Consider the following 21,943-nt stretch of genomic DNA (forward strand, 5'->3'; position numbering starts at 1 on the left):
CGTAGCGCTGTGCCGGAGCTATTTGGTGCTGAACCAGCGCGCTATAACTTCTAGCTTGTCAGACCGTGCGCGGTCCACGCCCGGTTAGGCCTATGAGGGCACTCGCTACTGCCGGACCACGTGCAATCTTCTGTGCCGCGGCCGGCATGAAGTGCTTAGGCTGGGGATAGCTGTTTCTTTGGTTACTTTCTTTGCAGCAGCAAAGAAAGTGACTGCCGCCCCGCACAGGGGCAACGCTAATAGACCGACACGAAAACAGGATTTCACGCACGCACCCGCGAATAAACCAGACGACTGCCGCCCCCCACACGAAATCCGCCGAAACAAAACCGAACCAAACCCCTCACTCCCCCCGCAACCGATGCATCACCCCCTTCAAAGCCGGATAAATCTCGAGATAAACGCCGAACCGTTCCGCATACACGCGCTGCCGCGCGTCATCCGGCCTGGCACGCTCAACGAGCGTCACCCACCCGCCTTCCGCCGTCTCCCGCGAAATCAGCCCCACGCCCAGCGCAGCGAGCAACCCCGCTCCCATCGCCGCTTCGACTTCCTGCTCGATCGACAACACCGGATACCCGGTGACATCCGCGATGATCTGCATCCACAGATCCGAATGCGCCGCGCCCCCGACGACGATCAGCCTGTCATCGAGTGACTGCGCGCCGCGCCGCCCCGCCTCCATGTTGTGCTTCAACGCAAACGCGACACCTTCCAGCACCGCGCGATAAAGCGTCGCGCGCGTATGAAACAGATTGAGCCCGACGAAGGTGCCGCTCGCGCGCGCATCCCACACCGGACTGCGTTCGCCCATCAAATAAGGCAGGAACACGACGCCATCCGAACCCGCCGCGACCTTCGACGCCGCATCTTCCAGCAGCGCATGCGGATCGCCATGCGGCATCGCCTTCGCTGCGGCGATCTCGCCCTGACAGAACTGATCGCGATACCACGCGACGCACTGCCCCGCCGTGCTCGCGCCGCCGAACACATACAGATCGCGCTTGCCGTTGTACACATGCGGCATCGACACGAGTCCATGACTCGCATCGACGGTCTGGTTGATGTAGCCCCAGCACATGCTCGTGCCGATCATCGCAACGTGATGGCCCGCTTTCGTGACGCCCGCCGCGAAGGTCGCCACCGCCGCATCGACGCCGCCCGCGACGACCGGCGTGCCCGCCGCAAGACCGAGCTTGTCCGCCCACTGGGGCAAGAGCCCGCCCACCACCTCCGACGATTCGACGAGCCGCGCCGGCATCATCGATGCGGGAATGCCGAGCATGTCGAGTGCCTCCGTCGACCAGGCGCGCGCAGCAACGTCGTACACGCCGCCGAGATTGCCCGCCGAACTGTGATCGACGGCCAGCTCGCCCGTCAGACGATGAATCACGAACGCATTCGGCGGCAGGAAATGACGCGTCTTCTTCCACACGTCCGGCCGATGATTGCGCAGCCAGAGCATCTTCGTGAAACCGTAGTAGCTGTCGACGCCGTTGCCGGTGATCGCTTCGAGCCGCTTCATGTCGACATGCTCGCGAACCCAGTCGACCTCCGCGGTCGCGCGACGGTCCATCCAGATGAGGCACGGATAGAGCGGCTCCATGTTGTCATCGACGGGAATGCCCGAGCCGCCGTACAGACTGCTCACGCAGAGCGACTTCACATCGCCCGCCGCGACGCCCTTCTCCCGCGCCTTCGCAACGACGCCCGCGATGCATTCGGTCACGGCATCGAACCAGACGGACGCCCATTGCTCCGCCCAGAGCGGCTTGGGCGTGTCCGGATGGTAGGCGCTCGAATGCTGCGCGACGATCGCGCCGCTGGTATCGACGAGCAACGCCTTCGTGCTCTGCGTGCCGATGTCGATGCCGATCACGTAATCCATGTCTGTCTCCCGTGTTCTGTTTTTCCGCCTATCGTTAAAGGCGTCAATGGGCATTTGGCTCACGCACCTTCGTTCAATGGCCGTCACGTTGACTATCCGGGTTATTCCCGATCCGCACCGAGCGACGAAGTTTGTGCGCCGCAATGCACCCTGCGCCCACACACGCAGGGCATATCCGGATGCCATGAGGCGCGCAATTTGCGCCGCGTCGCAGGAACACGGCGCCTTGACTTTCCCACTTGCGAATACGATCATTAGATCATCAAACGAGCAAATGCTCACATAGCCGCTTTGGCCGCCATCGCGCGTCATTGCGAACAGCCGTCCGCGAAGAACGGGCGCACCGCCAATCAGAGGAAGAGACAACATGACTAGCGAAGCCAACGTGATCCTGCACATCGGCGCCGGGTCGTTTCATCGCGCGCATCAGGCGTGGTATCTGCATCGGCTGAACGAGACGGGCGACACAAGCTGGTCGCTCGCGGACGGCAATATCCGCGGCGACATGAACGCGGTGCTCGATGCGCTCGCCGCGCAAAACGGCGAGTACACGCTCGAAACCGTCACGCCGAAGGGCGAGCGCGAGTACGAGACCATCCGCGCGATCAAGAAGGTCGTGCCGTGGTCCGCGGACCTGAGCGAACTCATCGCGACGGGCGCCGATCCGGCCTGCAAGATCGTGTCGTTCACGGTCACGGAAGGCGGCTATTACCTCGACGAGCACGACAAGCTCGACACCGCCAATCCCGATCTCGCCGCCGATCTGAAAGGCGGCAAGACGACGATCTACGGCGCGATCGCCGCGATCCTCGATGCGCGCATGAAGAACAACACAGGCAAGGTCTCGCTGCAAAACTGCGACAACCTGCGCAGCAACGGCGACCGCTTCAAGAAAGGCATGCTGCAATTCCTGGAGCTGCGCGGCGAAACCGCGTTGCGCGACTGGTTCAATGCGAACACGTCGTGCCCGAACGCAATGGTCGACCGCATCACGCCGCGCCCGACGCCCGACGTCGCCGAGCGCGTGAAGGCCGCGACCGGCTTCGACGACAAGGCCCCCGTGATGGGCGAGAAGTTCATCCAGTGGGTGATCGAGGATCGGTTCATCGCCGGGCGGCCCGCGTGGGAGAAGGTCGGCGCGGAGATGGTCGACTCGGTGCATGCGTATGAGGAAGCGAAGATCCGCGTGCTGAACGCGAGCCATAGCTGCATCGCGTGGGCGGGGACGCTCGTCGGTCTGCAATACATTCACGAAGGCACGCAGGACATGGAGATCCGCGCGCTCGCGGACGCCTATGTCACCGACGACGTGATTCCCTGCCTCACGCCGAGCCCGATCGATCTCGCGAAGTATCGCGATGTCGTGCTCGACCGATTCAGCAATCCGTATATCAAGGACACGAATCAGCGCGTCGCGGCCGATGGCTTTTCGAAGCTGCCGGGCTTCATCGCACCGACGCTGTCCGAATGCTTCGCGCGCAACGTCGATCCCGATTCGACCGCGATCCTGCCCGCGCTCTTCTTCCGCTTCCTCGAACGCTGGCACGAAGGCAAGCTGCCTTATACGTATCAGGACGGCGTGATGGATCCGGCCGTCGCGCACGGCTTTTTCACGGCGCCCGATCCGGTCAAGGCGTTCACCGGCGACAAGCTTCTGTGGGGCAGCATGGCGCAGACCGAAGGGCTCGAGCGCGTGATGCGCAAGGCCATCGCGAAGGTCGATGCGTGGCTCGCGAATCGTCCATAACGGCGACGTTATCGCCACGTTAATCGCTATCGTGAAGCGCGCGCCGCGCCGCTCGGGTAATGTGCCCATGGCGCGGCGCGCGGCGTGGCGTTAAATTAGCGCCTCCGCCGCATTGGCATCACGCCTCGTTTTGCGCCGGCTTCGATCCCGGCAACGACAAAGGGTCCGTTCATGTACTTAGGCATCGACCTCGGCACCTCCGAAGTGAAAGTTCTGCTGCTCGCCTCCGATGGCGGCGTGATCGGCACGGCGGGCACGCCGTTCACGGTATCGCGTCCGAAGCCGCGCTGGTCGGAGCAGAATCCGCTCGACTGGTGGGAAGGCACGCGCGCCGCGCTCTTCACGCTGCGCGAGAAATTCCCCGACGAGTTCGCGCAGGTGCGCGGCATCGGCCTCTCGGGTCAGATGCACGGCGCGGTGCTGCTCGATTCGCAGGACAAGGTACTGCGTCCCGCGATCCTCTGGAACGACATGCGCAGCGACAAGGAGTGCGCCGAGCTCTACGAGCGCGCGCCGAACCTGCACGAGATCGCCGGCAATCTGGCGATGCCCGGCTTCACCGCGCCGAAGCTCCTGTGGGTCGCGCACAACGAGCCCGACATCTTCAAGCAGACCGCGTGCGTGCTCTTGCCGAAGGATTATCTGCGCATGCATCTGACGGGCACGAAGGTGTCCGATCCATCGGATGCGGCGGGCACGCTCTGGCTCGATGTCGCGCGCCGCGACTGGTCCGACGAGTTGCTCGCCGCGTGCAGCATGTCGCGTCAGCAGATGCCGTCGCTTGCCGAGGGCAGCGAGCCGTCGGGCACCTTGCGGCCCGAGCTCGCGCGTGAATTCGGTTTGCGCGAGGGCGTGATCGTCGCGGCGGGCGGCGGCGACAATGCCGCGAGCGCGGTGGGCATCGGTGCGACCGATCCGGGCGACGGTTTCCTGTCGCTCGGCACCTCGGGCGTGTTGTGCGTGATCGGCGATCGTTACCGGCCGAATCCGGCATCGGCGGTGCATGCGTTCTGCCACGCGATTCCGGATCGCTGGCATCAGATGAGCGTGGTGCTGTCGGCGGCGAGCTGCTTGCGCTGGGTGTGCAAGCTGACGTCGACGGACGAGCCGACTCTGCTTGCGGAGATCGAAGCGCTTTCGCCCGATTTGCTGCCGTCGGCGCCTTTATTTCTACCGTACCTCAGCGGCGAGCGCACGCCGCACAACGATCCGTACGCGCAAGGCGTGTTCTTCGGCATGACGCACGCGACCGATCGCGCATTGCTCGGTTACTCGGTGCTCGAAGGCGTGACGCTCTCGCTCACCGACGGGCTCGATGCGCTGGAGTCTGCCGGCACGCAGGCGCGTGCATTGTCAATGCTGGGCGGGGGCGCCCGCAGCGCGTATTGGGCGCAGATGTTCGCCGATGCTTTCGATACGCCGACGCGCACGCACGGCGGCGGGGAGACGGGCGCGGCGCTGGGCGCAGCGCGGCTTGGGTGGCTCGCTGCCGGTGGCGATCCGGCGACCGTGCTCGCCAAGCCCGAAATCAAACAGGAATTCACGCCGAATGCGGCGCGGCATGAGCTTCTGCGGCAGCGGTTGAAAGGGTTCAGGGAGCTTTATCAGCATGTGAGACCGTTGTTTGATCCGGCGCGGCCTAGGTTGGCTTGATTTTGTGGTGTTGGTGGGCTTCTATGGAACTTGTGTTCGCGTCGGTTTATTTGCGTTGCCCCTGTGCGGGGCGGCAGTCACTTTCTTTGCTGCTGCAAAGAAAGTAACCAAAGAAACAGCTATCCCCAGCCTAAGCACTTCATGCCGGCCGCGGCACAGAAGATTGCACGTGGTCCGGCAGTAGCGAGTGCCCTCATAGGCCATACCGGGCTTGGATCGCGCACGGTCTGACAAGCTAGTTGTTTTGGCGCGCCGGTTCAGCACAAAATAGCTCCGGCACAGCGCTACGCGCTGCCGAAGGGTTTGCAAGGGAAACCAGCCTGCGGCCAATGCAGTGAGATGGAAGCATTAGCAAGGAAGTACGGACGGACCCGATGGGCCGGTCGGCCGCGAAGCGGGCTGGAGCCATTTGGTGCTGAACCAGTTTGTTGTGTGGCGCGATGAGACAGACCGTGCGCGATCCAAGCCCGGTTAGGCCTACGAGGGCACTCGCTACTGCCGGACCACGAGACTGCTTCTGTGCCGGGGCCGGCATGAAGTACTTTGGATGGGGATAGCTGTTTCTTTGGTTACTTTCTTTGCAGCAGCAAAGAAAGTGACTGCCGCCCCGCACAGGGGCAACGCTAATAGACCAAAAACAAAACGGGATCCGGCGAGAACTCAAAACGAGAACACAAGCAAACCAGCGCCTCAGAAAACACCAAGCAAAAAACCACCAGTGCCCAAATCCACCGAAAAACTCGATCTCGCCACCCGCGCAGCGTGGCTCTACTACGTCGCCGGCAACACCCAAAACGAGATCGCCGAAAAGCTGCAAATCTCGCGCCCGGTGGCGCAGCGCCTCGTTGCGTTCGCGGTCGAGAAGAACCTGATCCGCGTGCGGGTGGATCATCGCATCGCCGATTGCCTGTCGCTCGCCAAAGCGCTCAGCGACCGCTACGGCCTCGCGATGTGCGAAGTCGTGCCCATCGACGGCGATGCGCCCGAGCAGATCGACCGCAAGCTCGCCGTCGCGGGCGCGCAGGTGATGGAGCGCTATCTGCTCGACGAGAAGCCGCTCGTCGTGTCCATCGGCAGCGGGCGCACGTTGAAGGCCTGCGTCGCGCAGATCGGGCAGATCGACCGGCCGCAGCATCGTTTCGTGTCGATGGTCGGCGCCATCGCGCAGGACGGCTCGTCGAACCGCTACGACGTCGCGCAACAGTTATCGGAGAAAACCGGCGGCAAGCATTTCATGCTGCCCGCGCCGCTCATGGCCGACAGCGAAGCCGAGCGCGCGCAATGGGTCAATCACCGGCTGTATCGCATCGTCGATGAACTCGCGCAACGCGCCGATGTGGCGTTCGTCGGCATCGGCAACATCGGCGTGAACTGTCCGCTGCATGAAGACGGCTTCATCACGCGCGCGGAAGTCGGCGAACTGATGGACGCCGGCGCCGTGGCCGAATGGCTCGGCCTGCCGATCGACGCCGAAGGCAAGCGCGTGCGCTCGAAAACGGGTGCTCGCGTGACGAGCCTCAAGCTCGATACACCGCCCAAGCGCCCGACGATCGGCTTCGCGGGCGGCCAACGCAAGCGCGAAGCATTGATCGCCGCGCTGAAGGGTCAATGGCTGTCGGGGCTCGTGACCGACGAGCTATGCGCGAAGGCCGCGCTCGACGCCTGAAACGTCAGAAGTCGATGTCGGCTTCCACTTCCTGCCCGACCTCCAGCACGACGCCCTCGCCTTCCACGATGATCGCGTTCTTGCCGAAGGTCAGCGCGCCGTCGAACTGCTCGCTTGCGCGATACGCGCTCATCGTGTCGAGCGGCTCGTGCGGCCATGCCGGATTCGGCGCGCCCATGTCCTGATCGATCGACGGAATCGGACAGCGCGTGCACAGCTTCACGAGCCGCAAGCCCGCATCGCCGATCCGCATGTCGCCCACATAGTCCTCTTCGTACGCATCGAGTCCGCCGATCACGAGATTCGGCCGGAAGCGATTGGCCGCGATGCCCGGCGCGCCTTTGCCCGACAGGCGCGCGTTGAGATCGTCGAGCGATGCCTGGCCGACTACCAGCAACGGAAACTGATCCGCGAAGCGCGTGTGCACGGCAAGCGGCGCGGTCCATGTGTCGCTGACATCGCGACGCGCGGACGGCGCGAAACGCGCGAGGCGCGCAGGCATGCCGAGAAACGCGCTGAACCAGTGCGCGGTGTGCTCGCCCGTGTCGAGCGCATCGACGGTGTCGCTCCAGACGGTCGCGCGCAGCGCTTGCGCATCCGCGAGCGCTTCGGCGTGTAACGGAGTGCGCAGCGTCGGCATGCCGGGCGCGTCGATGACGAGATCGTCGCCATCGAATGCAGTCTTGATCAGCGCCATGCGCGGATGCGTGCGCTGCGTGAACATGCCGCCCGCCGGATCGGTCACCATCCAGTGACGGTCGTATTCGAGACCGGTGTCGCGAAGCGTCGCGCGGCGCAGCGAAATGCCCGCGCAGGACTTGATCGGATAGACGAAGAGTTCGTTCAGGACGGGCATGGCGATATCGTGTGGAAACGGCGCCGGCCATCGGATGCGGCCGGTCTAACCCCGAATTATCGCGCACAGCTGCTTGCTGCAAAAAACAACGGCGCCATTCTTTCGAATGACGCCGCTTCTGCAAGGCTCAACGCTTCACGCCGCCGTCGCGTGCTGCCGCATCCACGAATCCACCACCTTGCGCGTGAACGCCTGCCCTTCCGCGTTGAACAGATGGCAATGATCCGGCGCCGCGCCGAGCTTGAGTTTTTCACCGCGCGCGTGCTTTTCGAGCGGCGGAATGCGCGAGATCAAACCATCCGGCGCGACTTCCGTTTCCGCATAGAGATACGCGGCATCGCCGAGCGTTTCGACCGTCATCGCAGTCGCGGAGAGGCCGTAATCGCCCGCTTCCGATGAATTCGGCTGCAAGTGCTCGGGACGAACGCCGACCGTCACCGCATCGCCCGGCTTCGCATTGCCCGGCAGCACGCCGACGAGCTGCGTTTCGCCCGTCGCGTACTTCACGAGCACGCCGTCGCTCTGAACCTGCGCGATCGTGCCCGACAGAAAATTCATCTTCGGCGAGCCGATGAAGCCCGCGACGAAACGGTTCGCCGGCGCGTGATACAGCGTGTTCGGCGTGCCGACCTGCTCGATGTTCCCCGCCGACAGCACGACGATCTTGTCGGCAAGCGTCATCGCTTCGACCTGATCGTGCGTCACGTAGATCATCGTCGTCTTGAGGTCGTCGTGCAGGCGCGCGAATTCGAGGCGCATCTTCACGCGCAGCGCGGCGTCGAGGTTCGAGAGCGGCTCGTCGAACAGAAAGACCTTCGGCTTGCGCGTGATCGCGCGGCCGATCGCCACGCGCTGACGCTGGCCGCCCGAGAGCTGCTTCGGCTTGCGGTCGAGCAGATGATCGATGTGCAGGATCTTCGCGGCGTTCTTCACGGCGGCGTCGATCGCGGGCTTCTTCTCGCCCGCGAGCTTGAGGCCGAACGCCATGTTGTCGTAGAGCGTCATGTGCGGATAGAGCGCGTACGACTGGAACACCATCGCGATGCCGCGCTTCGCGGGCGGCAGTTCGTTCACGCGCGCGTTGTCGATCATCAGATCGCCGCCGCTGATATCTTCCAGACCCGCGATCATGCGCATCAACGTCGACTTGCCGCAGCCCGACGGGCCCACGAACACGACGAACTCGCCGTCGTTGATATCGAGGTTGATGTTGCGCATCACCTCGGTTTCTTCGTAACGCTTGCTGATGTTGCGCAGTGTCAGGCTAGCCATGGTTGTGTCTCCAGTCTTCATTAACGAGGCAATGCATGCCGTCGCTATCTGATTTCGAACGTCGCGTTCTGCAGCCATTGCTCGACGAGCGCCGGCAATCGCGTCATGTCGTCGAAAACGACCTGCGCGCCCGCTTTCTCCAGCGCGCCGATCTGTCCTTCGGTCGCGTGCCCGCCGCCGATGAAGCCGAGCACCGGCATGCCCGCCGCCTTCGCCGCCGTCACGCCGGTCACGCTGTCCTCGACGACGAGGCAGCGCAGCGGCGCGATGCGCATCGCGCGCGCCGCCGCGAGATACACGTCCGGCGCGGGCTTCGGGTTCTCGACCATGTCGGCGCAGAAACGCCGCTCGCCGAAGAAGCGCACGAGGCCCGTGCGTTGCAGGACGGCATCGACATAGGTCGAGAAGCTGTTGCTCGCGCACGCCTTCTGAAACGGCACGGCCGCGAGCGCCTCCGCGATGCCCGTCACGGTCGGCGCCTGAATCGCCGCGGCTTCGACGGCGCGCCGGATCGCGATGACCTGTTCAGGCGTCAGCGTGCGGTTCACCGTGTCGCCGGCGCTCGCGAGCACCGCCTCGATGCGCAGGCCGAGCAGCGGCATCACGACCGGCTCGACATCGACGCCCGGCCACAGCGCTTCCAGCTCGCTGACGAGCATGCGCGCCGCCACCGCTTCGCTGTCGATGAGCACGCCGTCGCAATCGCAGATCAGCAGGCGATCTTCGAGGTTGGCCTCTCTGGATGGAGTGAGGTTCACGCTCGCACCCTCACTTCACCGCGCCAAACGTGAGACCGCGCACGAGCTGCTTCTGCGAGACCCAGCCGACGATCAGGATCGGCGCGACCGCGAGCAGCGAGGCCGCCGAGAGCTTCGCCCAGAACAAGCCTTCCGGACTCGAATACGACGCGATGAACACCGTCAGCGGCGCCGCGTTCGAGCTCGACAGGTTGATGCTCCAGAACGCCTCGTTCCACGACAGGATGATGAGCAGCAGGCCCGTCGATGCGAGTCCGGGCAGCGCCATCGGCATCAGCAGATAGACGATTTCCTGCCATGTCGTCGCGCCGTCGATACGGCCGGCTTCGAGAATGTCCTTCGGCACTTCGTTGAAGTACGTAAAGGCCATCCACACCGCGATCGGCAAGTTGATCAGCGTGTACACGATGATGAGGCCGGACACGGTATCGAGCAGGCCCGTGTTCTTCCACAGCAGATAGATCGGCACGAGCACGCCGACCGACGGCATCATCTTGGTGGACAGCATCCACAGCAGGACCGACTGCGTTTTCTTCGTGGGGAAGAAGGCCATCGCGTAGGCGCACGGCACGGCGAGAATCAGGCAGAGCAAGGTGACGCCTACCGAGATCAGCACCGAGTTCCACGCGAAGCCGAAGTAATTGCTGCGCGCGAACACTTCCCTGAAGCTCTCCAGCGTCGGCGTGAAGAACAGCGACGACGAATACGCCTGCTGCTCGGTCTTGAACGCGGTGATCGTCATCCAGAAGATCGGAAAGAACAGCAGGATGGAAAAGATCCACGCGACGATGCCGGGCACGATGCGCTTCACGTGATCCAGCACGGGCATCGACGTGCTTGCGGTTACCGGATGAGTGCTCATGCTTCGTACTCCCCTTTGAGGTTCTTCGCGAGCATTCTCACGAGGAAGAACGCGACGATGTTGGCGAGAATGACCGCGAGAATGCCGCCCGCCGATGCAAGACCGACGTCGAACTGCTGCAGGCCGAGCGCATAGATCAGGTACGACAGATTGGTCGTCGCGGTGCCGGGACCGCCGCCGGTGGTCGTATAGATTTCAGCGAAGATCGACAGCAGGAAGATGGTTTCCATCATCACGACCACGGCGATCGCGCGCTTCAGGTGCGGCAGCGTGATGAAGAAGAACATCGCGAACGGACCCGCGCCGTCGATGCGCGCCGCTTCCTTCTGCTCCTGATCGAGCGATTGAATCGCCGTGAAGAGAATCAGGAACGCGAACGGCAGCCATTGCCACGCGACGATCACGATCACCGCGAAGAGCGGATAGTCGGCGAACCAGTCGATCGGTTGCATGCCCATCGAGCGCATGAGCCCCGCGATCAGCCCGTACACCGGATGCAGGATCATGTTCTTCCAGATGAGCGCGGAGACCGTGGGCATCACGAAGAACGGCGCGATCACCAGCAGCCGCGCGATGCCCTGCCCGAAGAACTTGCGATCGAACAGCACCGCGAGCAAGACGCCGCCTACGACCGTGATGACCAGCACCGAAATGATCAGCGTCAGCGTGTGCCCGATCGATGGCCCGAACGCCGGATCGGTGACGAGGAACTCGAAGTTGTCGAAGCCTGCGAAGCCTTTGACATCAGGATTCAGCAGGTTGTAGCGCGAGAACGAGAACCAGATCGTCATCGCGAGCGGAATGGCCATCCACAGGAAGAGCAGTCCGGTGGATGGCGAGATCAGCCATCGCACCGACTTCGCGCGCCGCTTGTCGCGTTCGGCGGCGGACTCCTCCAGATGATGATCGGTGATGGGGGGATTCAGTTGAGCCATCGTTTCACCTCTCGATGATGCTTCGCGGGCCGCATCAGGCGACGCGGCCCGTGTGCTGCGGAAGATTTACTTCTGATAGCCGGCCTGCTTCACCGCGCGATCGGCGGCCGCGTTCGCCGCCTTCAACGCCTGATCGACGCTCGTCTGACCCGCGACGACACCCGCGATGGACTGCCCGACCACCGTGCCGAACGACTGGAACTCCGGAATGCCGACGAACTGGATGCCGCTATACGGCACCTTCTTCAGCGTCGCGTCGTTCGGGTCGGCGGTCTCGATCGCCTTCAGCACGAAGTCGCCGAACGGCGCGGCCTGCTTGTACTCGGGGCGCGCATACGTCGACTTGCGCGTGCCCGGCGGCACCGAGGCCCAGCCTTCGTCCTTGCCGACCATCTCGATGTATTCCTTCGAGGTCGCCCACGCGGCGAACTTCTTCGCGGCGTCCTGCTGCTTCGATGTCTTCGGCACCGCGAGCGACCACGACCACAGCCAGTGCGATCCCTTCGGCGTCACGGCGACGGGCGCGGCCGCAAAGCCGATCTTGTCCGACACCTGCGACTGCGCCTTGTTGTAGAGCATGCCCGCGGCGACCGTCGCGTCGATCCACATCGCGCACTTGCCGGAGGACATCAGCGTGAGGTTCTCGTTGAAGCCGTTCGAGCTCGCTCCCGGCGGGCCGTCGTTCTTCAGCAGATCGGCGTAGAAACCGACCGCCTTCTTCCACTCGGGCGTGTCGAGCTGCGCCTGCCACTTCTCGTTGAACCACTCGCCGCCGAAGGTGTTCACGACCGTCGACACGTACGCCATGTTTTCGCCCCAGCCCGCCTTGCCGCGCAGGCAGATGCCGTACTGGCCTTTGGACTTGTCGGTGAGCTTGTCGGCGAACTGCTTGATCTGGTCGTAGGTCGGCTGATCGGGCATCTTGAGACCCGCGGCCTGGAACAGATCCTTGCGGTAGTACGTCATCGAGCTTTCGACGTAGAACGGCAGCGCGTAGAGCTGGCCGTTGTACGAGAGGCCGTCGCGGGCGGTCTTCACGACGTCTTCGAGATCGTAGCTGGCGGGCAGGCCGGTCATCGGCGAGAGCCAGCCGCGCTTGCCCCATTGCGGGGCCTCATACGTGCCAATCGTGATCACATCGAACTGGCCGCTGTTGGTGGTGATGTCGGTCGTGGCGCGCTGGCGCAGGACGTTCTCTTCGAGGATCACCCACTTCAGCTGAATGTCCGGATTGGCCTTCTCGAACGCGGGCGCGAGCTTCTTCAGCTCGATCATGTCCGGGTTGTTGAGCGTGGCGATGGTGATGGTCGTCGCGGCATGCCCCGACAGCGGCACGAGCGCCGCCGCCGCGAGCGCGGCCGAGAGCGCCCCGGTCACGAACGGAGCGCGACGCCCGCGCGGTTGTGCTCCAGCGATGCGTTGAGTGCGTTTCATCTTGGTTCGTCTCCTTTTTGTTGGCACGGGCACAGCGCAGGGTCTCGATGCGTGACCGCACGTGCCGTGTATGCCGCTGCCTGCTTTTGAGGGTGCGCGATCCTGGATCGCGGGTTGCCGGGTTAGCCTTGTTGCCGCACTTCGCACAACTCGTCTGCTGCGCCTGCCTTCGCCGCTGTAGCGCCTTCGTCTCCGATCTCGCGCCGCGTGAACATCGCCGCGACGCCGTTTCACTATAGACGGTGCTTTCCGCGCTTCAAGCCGCAAGCCGCGCGAATGCGATGCATCAACTCATCCAGTTGCCGCCGTCGACGTTGATCGTCTGGGCGGTGATGTAATCCGAGTCCGATGAAGCCAGAAAGAGCGCCGCGCCCGTCAGATCTACGGGCAGGCCCATGCGCCCGAGCGGCACTTCCTCGCCGACGAGCCGCTTCTTCTCGCCGAGCGGACGGTTCTCGTAGCGCGCGAAGAGCGCGTCGACTTCGTTCCACATCGGGGTATCGACGACGCCCGGCGCGATGCCGTTCACGTTGATGCGCTCTTTCGCGAGCGCGAGCGCCGCCGATTGCGTATAGCTGATCACCGCCGCCTTGGTCGCGCAGTAATGCGACACGAGCGCTTCGCCGCGCCGCCCGGCCTGCGATGACATATTGATGATCTTGCCGCCGCGCCCCTGCTCGACCATGCGCTTCGCGACCGCCTGCATCAGGAAGAACATGCCCTTGACGTTGACCGCGAAGAGGCGGTCATAGATGTCCCAGGATTCGTCGAGGATCGGGCGCATGTCGAAGAGCGCCGCGTTGTTGAAGAGAATGTCGATGCCGCCGAAACGCTCGACGGTGCGCGTCACGATGCGCTCGATGTCTTCTCGTCGGGTGACGTCCGCCTTGAGCGCGAGCACGCTCGCCGAAACGTCCGCAAAGCGCTGCGCCATGTCGTGCTCGTCTTTGACGTCGACAACGACGACCTGCGCGCCTTCCTCCAGATAGCGCCGCGCGACCGCGCAGCCGATGCCGCTCGCGGCGCCTGTGATGATCGCGACCTTGTCTCTCAGTCTCACCGATGTCTCCGATTCTTCGCTTAGTTCTACCGCGTCGGTTGCATCCGCCGAAGTGAGCGAACGCTCCGCGACTGAACAATTGCTCTGTGTTTGATCGAATGATCGGCGTTGCGCGTGACCGTGTCAAGGCATCGGCACAGGTTTCGATGTTGCGGCGCGCAAACGTCCAAAAGCCTCGGGAAATCCTCTGGCTTTGGAGGAGGAGCAAATAGCGTTCCGCGGCGACACGCCTGCTTTCTATCGAACGTTATATTTCTCGCCCCGGATTATTTTTATTTCCTGTTTGCGTTAAATATGAATCAGCTATGCGCATCGCTGTTTAAAATCAGGAAAGCTGCTTATTAATTCCCTCGGAAGATCATTAGATTGCATGAAGGCAACATGTAAATGCGGCCACGAAATCTTCCATATCAGATCGATTATCGGAGACGAATAACTATGCTTTAATTGCTCACACCAAGACATGCGATGAAACTCCTTTATCGACATGGCGTTTTCAGAATTCCTTAACCGGCCTCAGACAAAAATGAGACATTCCATTTTGGGCAGAATCGTACAACGTCAGTTCAACGAGAACTGATTGCGTGAAAGGGGAAGCCACCAAATGGCTTTGCCGAGCAGGCGACAGCGGCATCGAAGAAGTGAAATATGCGATGGGAACTCGCTGCTCTTCCGCCGACGAGCCGGATTCTCATTCGCCATCTGCGAAACGTTGAGGAACTCAAAGCATGAAATTTTTCGCCATCGGACTGTCGCTCGCGGCGGCCTTCATCGTCATAGGGGAGCCTGCCTGCGCAACCTCGGCTATGTCCGCCACGCCCTCGACCAGAACGGTACAGTCCTCACATCCCCCCTATGTCGCCGACGTAGCGAACGAGCGGCTCATCTCGATCAGGTTGCAGCCCCAGGCGTTGAAGCTCGATATGAATGCCGTCAACTCGATCAAATCCGAAGCCGGCGACGACTTCAAGCCCGCCCGGTACACCTTTCCCGGTGCTCACGTCCCGCGATCGGTGTTGTCGCACCTGTCCGGCATTTATGGTTACGATCGCCGCCGGGACGTTCCTATCGTTTCTTCGGGCGGAGACTGGGTCATCGCGGAATACTTCCGGGCTGGCTCGCATATCCCAGTGACGCGCTTTCAGTTGCTCGGCAAGCAGGTTCAACGTCAGGAACAGCTGGATCAGGCGGGTAGAACGGTCAGGCTCATCGTGGTGGGCTGGGCACGCGCATCCGACACGGACGACGAAGCCTCCGATCTGTCCCGGCTAGGCGAGCATCCGGCATGGATTCGCGTGTTCGACGTTCTGCCAGGGGGCAAGAAGCAACTCGCCGCGCTGGCATGGCGAAAGACGCGCTTCCAGAGCGCACCCGACACCTACGAGGCGCCGAAGGACAATGAGCTCGCGTACGGTTTGCCGAACGGCCTTGTGAAGTGGCAGACCATGGAGCAGTTCACCCGGGCCGAGCGCATCGACCTCGACGCCAGAAGTCTCGCGGGCAATCCGCGCCGACAACCATCCCGGATGTAACGATTCGAGACATGGGCCCGCTTCTTCGAGTTCTCACGTCACCACTCGTTCTGCTTCCGGCGCTGTTCTTCACGCCGTTGGCCTTTGGCGGCCCGGTCGCCGATCGGCCCTACACGGACGGCGCGTCGTCATCGCCGGGACCCGATCACTACTACGTCGGAAGGAAAGGTGATGCGTTCGAGTACGCCAAGCTTCCCGGCGGCCCGGCCGAAGCGCAGAACACGGTGCTGGTGTGGTACCTGGGCACGAACCAGGACAAGGAGCCCGTCATCCGCTATCGGGATGGCGCGAGCAGCGGAACGTTGAGTTGCTTCGACCACTGTCAATTCGTGCGCGGCGCGACCTTCGTCGGCGAAAAGCTCGTACAGACCGGCCGCATTCGCGTCACGAACGATCCGCTCATCTACATGATCATGCACGACGCGAGCGCCGGACGCTTACGCGTACCCGCGAAGAACGATTCTTTCGCGACGGGCTCCAGGTAGAGCCACCTTCGATATATCTGGCACGCTGGTTCGGTCAGTCGAGACCGTCCCGGATCGAACAATCGCACCTCCATGGAAATGGCGAAGATGAAATGGCGTTCTCCTCCGGTGTCCCTCCTGGCGTTTCTTTTCGCCTTACTGACATCCTCTTCCAGTATCGCTGCCTGCGTTCGAGGCTTCGATAAAAACCTGTCGCTGCAAGACGGCCTGGCAATCGACCGGAATGCCGGCCTGATCTGGAAGCGGTGTGCCATCGGAAGGGAATGGGACAAACGCGGGCAACGATGCACGGGTCAGCCAACCGGTCTGAGCCAGGGCGACGCACGGCAAGCCGCACAACGCGCGGGACCTGGCTGGCGCATTCCCACGGGCCGCGAAATGGACACGCTACGTCGAAACGCGTGCAACGGACCCAAGATCGATACCAACGCGTTTCCTGATATAGCACTGTCTGATTTCGGCGAAGGTGCGAACTTCTGGACTTCGACTGCAGCCATGCCCGGCACGTTCTATTACTTCAACTTTACGGACGGCTCCGTCGATTTTCACAGTGCGGGCTTCACATTGTCGGTACTGCTGGTCCGGAGCGCGGAAATCAATCGACGATGACGGCACGGTCGCCATTCTCGAACAGGGTTTCGCTTCTTTTCACGACAGCTTCCGGCGACGCTTCCATCAGCAAAGGCTCCAAAGCACGATCCTGATCGAGTCCTGATCGACCGCAAAGAATTGTTCACGATTCGGGTGATACGTTATATCATCTCGGAATTGTCCGACGAGCGGCCTCCCGCTCGCGCTTGAACTCTCGAACGAGCCACGTTGCGTGGCCAACCCGACATGACCGCATCCGTCGAAACCATGCTCGCACGCGCCGAAGTCCTCGCCGGCGAGCGCGGCGTCGCCCTGACGCCGCTGCGCCGCCAGGTGTACGAACTCGTGCTGAAGGCGCACAAGCCGATCGGCGCCTACGACCTCATCGACGCCATGGAGCCGCAGCGCGGCGCGCGCGTGCCGCCGACCACCGTGTATCGCGCGCTGGATTTTCTCGTCGAGAACGGCTTCGTGCATCGCATCAAATCGAAGAACGCGTTCGTCGCGTGCTGCGACGCGGGCAAGCCGCACGAGAGCCAGTTCCTCATCTGCGACGAGTGCGGCGCGACGCTCGAAATCCAGGGCCGCGAACTCGCTTCATCGCTGTCCGCGAGTCCGCCCGCGCACGGCTTCAAGGTGCATCACCAGGTCGTCGAGCTGAGCGGACTGTGCAGCGATTGCCAGAAGAAACATCGCGGCGCCTGACGCGCGCCTTGTCGAGAACAACTCATCCACAAAGGAAATCGATGAAACTCGCGCACGTCCTGACCTGCTTCGCCATCGCGCTCGGCTTTTGCAGCGCGGCATCGGCGCAGACCGCGCGCGTGCCGGTGGTCGCGGCGGAGAACTTTTACGGCGACGTCATTCGCCAGCTCGGCGGCGATCGCGTGCAGGTGACGAGCATTCTCAACAATCCGGACGAAGACCCGCATCTTTTCGAAGCGAGCCCGAAGACCGCGCGCGCGTTGCAGCACGCGGCGCTCGTCGTGTATAACGGCGCGGACTACGATCCGTGGATGGACAAGCTGCTCGCGGCATCGAAGAGCAATGACAAGCGCACGGTGATCGTCGCGGCGAAGCTCGTCGGCAAGAAGGCCGGCGACAATCCGCACCTCTGGTACGACCCGGCGACGATGCCCGCCGTCGCGAACGCGGTGAGCGCGTATCTCGTCGCCGCGGACCCGTCGCACAAGAGCGACTACGACGCGCGCCTCGCCACCTTTCTCGGTTCGATGAAGCCGATCGATGCGACCATCGCGCAACTCAAGTCGCGCTACAAGGGCGTGCCGGTCACGGCGACCGAGCCGGTGTTCGGCTACATGGCCGATGCGATCGGCTTCGAGATGCGCAACCAGCGTTTCCAGATGGCCGAGATGAACGAGACCGAGCCGAGCGCCACCGATATCGCCGCCTTCGAGAAGGACCTGCGCGAGCGCCGCGTGCACGTGCTCATCTACAACAGTCAGGCGACGGGCGCGCTCACGAAGCGCCTGCTCAACGTCGCGAAGGACGCGCATGTGCCGAGCGTCAGCGTGACGGAAACCATGCCCGCGAAACAGACCTATCAGCAATGGATGCAGTCGCAGCTCGATACGCTCGCGGGCGCCCTGCAAGGATGGCAACGATGAACGCCGCGCAAGCCGCGCTCGAAGTCGATCGCGTGACGCTCGCGCTCGGCGGACGCGAGATTCTCAACGACACGAGCTTCACCGTTCATAACGGCGAGTTCATCGGCGTGCTCGGGCCGAACGGTGCGGGCAAGACCACGCTGATGCGCTCGCTGCTCGGGCTCGTGCCGGTGAAAAGCGGGACCATCCGCGTGAACGGCGAGGCGGTCGTGCGCGGCAACCCGTCGATCGGCTATATGCCGCAGATCCGCACGGGACTCGCGAACCGCCGCGTGCTGGGCCGCGATTTCGTCGCGATGGCGGCGGACGGGCATCACTGGGGCCTGCCGCATCGCAACGCGCGCATTCGGGCGGATGTCGAGCGCGTGCTCGAACTCGTCGGCGCGCATCAGCTGGCTTCGCGTCCGTTGTCGGAGCTGTCGGGCGGCGAGCGTCAGCGTCTTTTGCTCGCGCAATGCCTGCTCGGCAATCCGCGTCTGCTGCTGCTCGACGAGCCGCTCATCAGTCTCGATCCGCGTCATCAGACGGGCGTCGTCGAACTCGTGCGGCGCGTGCAGCGCGAGCTGAACATCACCGTGCTCTTCTCGGCGCACGAACTCAATCCGTTACTGAACTCGCTCGACCGCGTGCTCTATCTCGGCAGCGGCCGCGCGGCGCTCGGCACCGTCGATGAGGTCATCTCGAAGCCCGTGCTGTCGCGTCTGTACGGCTCGCCCATCGACGTGATGCGCGTGAACGGGCGCATCTTCGTGATGTCGGGCGATGTCGAGATCGACAAGCTCGATCACGCACACGAAGAAGGCGAAGAGCATGAGCACGAGCACGAACATGACCACGGTCATGGCCACGAGCACGGCCACGAGCACGGCCACGAGCACGGCCACGGCAAGAAGGGAAAGCACACGCACAATGTTTGAATACGACTTTATGGTGAATGCATTCGCGGCGTCGGGGATCGTCGCGGTGCTGTCGGGGATCGTCGGGTACTTTCTCGTGTTGCGCGGGCAGACCTTCGCGGGCCACGCGCTGTCGCACGTCGGCTTCACCGGTGCGACGGGTGCGGTGCTGCTCGGCATGCCGCCGCTCTGGGGGATGGTCGGATTCACGCTCGCGGCGGGCGTCGGCATGGGTGCGCTCGGCGAGCGCCTCTCGGGCCGCGATGTGGCGATCGGGGTGATTCTTTCGCTATCGCTCGGATTTGGTTTGCTGTTTCTGCACTTCTTCACCGCGTATGCGACGCAGGCTACCGCGCTGCTTTTCGGCAATGTGCTCGGCGTGAGTCATGAGACGCTCGTCGTGCTGCTGGGGCTCGCGGTCGTGAGCCTTGCGGCGCTCGCTTTCATCATGCGGCCGCTGCTGTTCGCGTCGTTGCAGCCGGAACTCGCGGAAGCCAAGGGCGTGTCGCTGCGGCTCGTATCGGTGCTGTTTCTTGCGATCACCGCGCTCGCGGTGGCGGCTTGCACGCAGATCGTCGGGGTGCTGCTCGTGTTCGCGTTGATGGTCGGGCCTGCGGCCGCGGCGCAGAATGTGACGACGCGGTTGTCGTCGGGGTTGATCCTCGCGGCGTTGTTCGCGCTCGGGCAGGCGTGGGTTGGGTTGACGCTGGCTTACTACTCGGACTGGCCTACTAGTTTTTGGATCACCATGCTTGCTGCCGTTGTGTATGGGGCGAGTTTGCTGGGGCGGAGGGGGCATTGAAGGGGGGGTGTGCTTGGTCTTTCGTGGAACTTGTATTCGCGTCGGTTTATTAGCACTGCCCCTGTGCGGGGCGGCAGTCCCCTGGTTTACGCTCGGGTGCGTGCGTGAAATCCTGTTTTCGTATCGGTCTATTGGTGTTGCCCCTGTGCGGGGCGGCAGTCACTTTTTCTTTGCTGCTGCAAAGAAAGTAACCAAAGAAACAGCTATCCCCATCCAAAGTGCTTCAAGCCGGCCCCGGCACAGAAGATAGCAAGTGGACCGGCAGTAGCGAGCGCCCTCACAAAACTCACCGGGCGTGGACCGCGCACGGTCTGTCACATCGCGCCGCTCAACTGACTGGTAAGGCGCGAAATAGCTCCGGCCCGCTTCGCGGCCGACCGGTCCATCGGGGATGCGTGTGCTTCCTTTCTAACGCTTCTATCTCACTGCATTCGCCGCAGGTTGGTTTCCCTTGCAAACCCAACGGCAGCGCGTAGCGCTGTGCCGGAGCTATTTGGTGCTGAACCAGCGCCCCTAATGGTCTAGCTTGTCAGACCGTGCGCGGTCCACGCCCGGTTAGGCCTATGAGGGCACTCGCTACTGCCGGACCACGTGCCATCTTCTGTGCCGCGGCCGGCATGAAGTGCTTAGGCTGGGGATAGCTGTTTCTTTGGTTACTCTCTTTGCAGCAGCAAAGAAAGTGACTGCCGCCCCGCACAGGGGCAACGCCAATAGACCGACGCGAAATCGGGATCCGGCGAAAAAAACCAGACCCCGCAATTCAAAGTCAGCGACACAAAACCCGCGCATGATGCGCGATATGCTCCCCGACGAAAGTCGAGATAAAAAAGTACCCGTGGTCGTACCCGTCACGCCGCCGCACGGCCACCCTGTGCCCCGCCTCCCGCGCATTGCGCTCGAACACCTCGGGATAAAGCTGCTCGGCAAGAAACTGATCCGCCAGCCCCTGATCGATCAGAATCCCGCCTTCAAACCGCGAACCCGCATCGCCCTTGATAAGCTCACTGGCATCGTATTGCTTCCACGCTTCGCGATCATCGCCGAGATAGCCTGAAAACGCCTTCACGCCCCAAGGACACTGCGACGGCGCCGCGATCGGCGCAAACGCCGACACCGACCGATACAGGTCCGGATTCCGCAACGCGAGCACGAGCGCACCATGCCCTCCCATCGAATGCCCGAAGATACCGATGCGGTCCTCGCGCACCGGCAACTCCGCGATGACCGTCTCGCGCAACTCCTGCGTCACATACGAATACATGCGATAACGCCCCGCCCAAGGCTCGCGCGTCGCATCGACATAAAAACCCGCGCCGACGCCGAAATCCCACGCATCTTTCTCACCGGGAATATCCGCGCCGCGCGGGCTCGTATCCGGCGCGATCAGCGCAATGCCATGCTCCGCCGCGTAACGCTGCGCGCCCGCCTTGATCGGGAACGTCTCTTCGGTGCAGGTAAGCCCCGCGAGATAGAACAGCGCGGGCACTTTTGCCGAAGACGCCTGTGCAGGCAGAAAGACGGAGAAACGCATCGGCAGGCCGATCGTCTTCGAATCATGACGATAGATGCGCTGCACGCCATCGAAGCATCGATGTTCTTCCACGAGTTCCAGCATGGACTTCTCCTCGCTCAATAGATGACGACGGAACGGATCGACTCGCCCTTCTTCATCAGGTCGAAGCCGTCGTTGATCTGCTCCAGCTTGAGATGATGCGTGATCAGATCGTCGATGTTGATCTTGCCTTCCATGTACCAGTCGACGATCTTCGGCACATCCGTTCGCCCACGCGCGCCGCCGAACGCCGAGCCTTTCCATTCGCGGCCCGTGACGAGCTGGAACGGACGTGTGCTGATCTCTTCGCCCGCCGCCGCCACGCC

At 62.9% G+C, this 21,943-nt stretch carries 19 protein-coding genes and 1 pseudogene; 10 read left to right on the plus strand and 10 right to left on the minus strand.

Going from position 1 to position 21,943, the window contains the following annotated elements; translation table 11 throughout:
* Window positions 1-343: 343 nt before the first annotated feature.
* Window positions 344-1,888, minus strand: coding sequence for an FGGY-family carbohydrate kinase (locus tag AWB78_RS37315; RefSeq protein ID WP_062611739.1), 1,545 nt, complete (start codon window positions 1,886-1,888; stop codon window positions 344-346).
* A gap of 367 nt (window positions 1,889-2,255) precedes the next feature.
* Here AWB78_RS37315 and dalD point away from each other — a divergent pair, with 367 nt between their 5' ends.
* The 3 genes from dalD to AWB78_RS37330 all read left to right on the plus strand — a co-directional run bounded on the left by dalD (window position 2,256) and on the right by AWB78_RS37330 (window position 6,954).
* On the plus strand, window positions 2,256-3,635 hold the full coding sequence (dalD, locus tag AWB78_RS37320) for a D-arabinitol 4-dehydrogenase (protein WP_062611740.1): 1,380 nt from the start codon (window positions 2,256-2,258) through the stop codon (window positions 3,633-3,635).
* A gap of 171 nt (window positions 3,636-3,806) precedes the next feature.
* Window positions 3,807-5,288, plus strand: coding sequence for a xylulokinase (gene xylB, locus AWB78_RS37325; protein ID WP_062611741.1), 1,482 nt, complete (start codon window positions 3,807-3,809; stop codon window positions 5,286-5,288).
* A gap of 718 nt (window positions 5,289-6,006) precedes the next feature.
* Window positions 6,007-6,954 (plus strand): sugar-binding transcriptional regulator, encoded by a 948-nt coding sequence (locus tag AWB78_RS37330; protein ID WP_062611742.1) that lies wholly within the window; start codon window positions 6,007-6,009, stop codon window positions 6,952-6,954.
* Window positions 6,955-6,958: 4 nt separating this feature from the next.
* On the opposite strand, the gene AWB78_RS37335 is transcribed toward AWB78_RS37330, so the two are convergent.
* From AWB78_RS37335 to AWB78_RS37365, 7 genes are all read right to left on the minus strand, one after another.
* Complete coding sequence (locus AWB78_RS37335; protein ID WP_062611743.1) at window positions 6,959-7,810, minus strand: MOSC domain-containing protein; 852 nt, start codon at window positions 7,808-7,810, stop codon at window positions 6,959-6,961.
* 135 nt (window positions 7,811-7,945) lie between these two features.
* A complete protein-coding gene (locus AWB78_RS37340) occupies window positions 7,946-9,082 on the minus strand; it encodes an ABC transporter ATP-binding protein (RefSeq protein ID WP_062611744.1) in 1,137 nt (378 codons plus the stop codon).
* A 44-nt stretch (window positions 9,083-9,126) separates the two neighbouring features.
* Entirely contained in the window at window positions 9,127-9,840 is a 714-nt protein-coding gene (locus AWB78_RS37345) for an HAD family hydrolase (RefSeq protein ID WP_062611745.1), read from the minus strand.
* A 10-nt stretch (window positions 9,841-9,850) separates the two neighbouring features.
* The gene (locus AWB78_RS37350) at window positions 9,851-10,702 is read right to left on the minus strand and encodes a carbohydrate ABC transporter permease (RefSeq protein ID WP_062611746.1); all 852 of its coding nucleotides are present in this window, start codon (window positions 10,700-10,702) and stop codon (window positions 9,851-9,853) included.
* A complete protein-coding gene (locus AWB78_RS37355; RefSeq protein ID WP_062611747.1) occupies window positions 10,699-11,637 on the minus strand; it encodes a carbohydrate ABC transporter permease in 939 nt (312 codons plus the stop codon). Before AWB78_RS37355 ends, AWB78_RS37350 begins: the two co-directional genes overlap by 4 nt.
* A 66-nt stretch (window positions 11,638-11,703) precedes the next feature.
* On the minus strand, window positions 11,704-13,071 hold the full coding sequence (locus AWB78_RS37360) for an ABC transporter substrate-binding protein (protein WP_198399426.1): 1,368 nt from the start codon (window positions 13,069-13,071) through the stop codon (window positions 11,704-11,706).
* Between the two features lie 286 nt (window positions 13,072-13,357).
* Window positions 13,358-14,131 carry an L-iditol 2-dehydrogenase gene (locus AWB78_RS37365; RefSeq protein ID WP_062611748.1) on the minus strand — a complete coding sequence of 258 codons (774 nt, stop codon included), beginning with the start codon at window positions 14,129-14,131 and terminating at the stop codon, window positions 13,358-13,360.
* A 728-nt stretch (window positions 14,132-14,859) separates the two neighbouring features.
* On the opposite strand from AWB78_RS37365, the gene AWB78_RS37370 reads away from it, so the two are divergent.
* From AWB78_RS37370 to AWB78_RS37400, 7 genes are all read left to right on the plus strand, one after another.
* Entirely contained in the window at window positions 14,860-15,663 is an 804-nt protein-coding gene (locus AWB78_RS37370) for a hypothetical protein (RefSeq protein WP_062611749.1), read from the plus strand.
* A gap of 11 nt (window positions 15,664-15,674) precedes the next feature.
* Entirely contained in the window at window positions 15,675-16,148 is a 474-nt protein-coding gene (locus tag AWB78_RS37375; RefSeq protein ID WP_062611750.1) for a hypothetical protein, read from the plus strand.
* A gap of 72 nt (window positions 16,149-16,220) precedes the next feature.
* Entirely contained in the window at window positions 16,221-16,757 is a 537-nt protein-coding gene (locus AWB78_RS37380) for an Lcl C-terminal domain-containing protein (protein ID WP_062611751.1), read from the plus strand.
* A gap of 228 nt (window positions 16,758-16,985) precedes the next feature.
* Window positions 16,986-17,444 (plus strand): Fur family transcriptional regulator, encoded by a 459-nt coding sequence (locus AWB78_RS37385; RefSeq protein ID WP_062611752.1) that lies wholly within the window; start codon window positions 16,986-16,988, stop codon window positions 17,442-17,444.
* A 41-nt stretch (window positions 17,445-17,485) separates the two neighbouring features.
* The gene (locus AWB78_RS37390) at window positions 17,486-18,367 is read left to right on the plus strand and encodes a metal ABC transporter solute-binding protein (protein ID WP_062611753.1); all 882 of its coding nucleotides are present in this window, start codon (window positions 17,486-17,488) and stop codon (window positions 18,365-18,367) included.
* On the plus strand, window positions 18,364-19,284 hold the full coding sequence (locus AWB78_RS37395; protein ID WP_062611754.1) for a metal ABC transporter ATP-binding protein: 921 nt from the start codon (window positions 18,364-18,366) through the stop codon (window positions 19,282-19,284). The genes AWB78_RS37390 and AWB78_RS37395 overlap by 4 nt, the downstream gene beginning before the upstream one ends.
* Entirely contained in the window at window positions 19,277-20,065 is a 789-nt protein-coding gene (locus tag AWB78_RS37400) for a metal ABC transporter permease (protein ID WP_062611755.1), read from the plus strand. Before AWB78_RS37395 ends, AWB78_RS37400 begins: the two co-directional genes overlap by 8 nt.
* 766 nt (window positions 20,066-20,831) lie before the next feature.
* Here AWB78_RS37400 and fghA read toward each other — a convergent pair.
* Entirely contained in the window at window positions 20,832-21,680 is an 849-nt protein-coding gene (fghA, locus tag AWB78_RS37405) for an S-formylglutathione hydrolase (RefSeq protein WP_062611756.1), read from the minus strand.
* A gap of 14 nt (window positions 21,681-21,694) precedes the next feature.
* Window positions 21,695-21,943: pseudogene (locus AWB78_RS37410) on the minus strand (S-(hydroxymethyl)glutathione dehydrogenase); the annotation flags it as partial.

Origin of the sequence: Caballeronia calidae (assembly GCF_900044055.2) — a bacterium.
GTDB lineage: Bacteria > Pseudomonadota > Gammaproteobacteria > Burkholderiales > Burkholderiaceae > Caballeronia > Caballeronia calidae.

Excerpts from the sequence above, each read along its gene's own strand:
- AWB78_RS37315 (WP_062611739.1), bottom strand. The coding sequence starts at position 1,888 with ATGGATTACGTGATCGGCATCGACATCGGCACGCAGAGCACGAAGGCG.
- dalD (WP_062611740.1), top strand. The coding sequence starts at position 2,256 with ATGACTAGCGAAGCCAACGTGATCCTGCACATCGGCGCCGGGTCGTTT.
- xylB (WP_062611741.1), top strand. The coding sequence starts at position 3,807 with ATGTACTTAGGCATCGACCTCGGCACCTCCGAAGTGAAAGTTCTGCTG.
- AWB78_RS37335 (WP_062611743.1), bottom strand. The coding sequence starts at position 7,810 with ATGCCCGTCCTGAACGAACTCTTCGTCTATCCGATCAAGTCCTGCGCG.
- AWB78_RS37340 (WP_062611744.1), bottom strand. The coding sequence starts at position 9,082 with ATGGCTAGCCTGACACTGCGCAACATCAGCAAGCGTTACGAAGAAACC.
- AWB78_RS37350 (WP_062611746.1), bottom strand. The coding sequence starts at position 10,702 with ATGAGCACTCATCCGGTAACCGCAAGCACGTCGATGCCCGTGCTGGAT.
- AWB78_RS37355 (WP_062611747.1), bottom strand. The coding sequence starts at position 11,637 with ATGGCTCAACTGAATCCCCCCATCACCGATCATCATCTGGAGGAGTCC.
- AWB78_RS37360 (WP_198399426.1), bottom strand. The coding sequence starts at position 13,071 with ATGAAACGCACTCAACGCATCGCTGGAGCACAACCGCGCGGGCGTCGC.
- AWB78_RS37370 (WP_062611749.1), top strand. The coding sequence starts at position 14,860 with ATGAAATTTTTCGCCATCGGACTGTCGCTCGCGGCGGCCTTCATCGTC.
- AWB78_RS37375 (WP_062611750.1), top strand. The coding sequence starts at position 15,675 with ATGGGCCCGCTTCTTCGAGTTCTCACGTCACCACTCGTTCTGCTTCCG.
- AWB78_RS37380 (WP_062611751.1), top strand. The coding sequence starts at position 16,221 with ATGGAAATGGCGAAGATGAAATGGCGTTCTCCTCCGGTGTCCCTCCTG.
- AWB78_RS37385 (WP_062611752.1), top strand. The coding sequence starts at position 16,986 with ATGACCGCATCCGTCGAAACCATGCTCGCACGCGCCGAAGTCCTCGCC.
- AWB78_RS37390 (WP_062611753.1), top strand. The coding sequence starts at position 17,486 with ATGAAACTCGCGCACGTCCTGACCTGCTTCGCCATCGCGCTCGGCTTT.
- AWB78_RS37395 (WP_062611754.1), top strand. The coding sequence starts at position 18,364 with ATGAACGCCGCGCAAGCCGCGCTCGAAGTCGATCGCGTGACGCTCGCG.
- AWB78_RS37400 (WP_062611755.1), top strand. The coding sequence starts at position 19,277 with ATGTTTGAATACGACTTTATGGTGAATGCATTCGCGGCGTCGGGGATC.
- fghA (WP_062611756.1), bottom strand. The coding sequence starts at position 21,680 with ATGCTGGAACTCGTGGAAGAACATCGATGCTTCGATGGCGTGCAGCGC.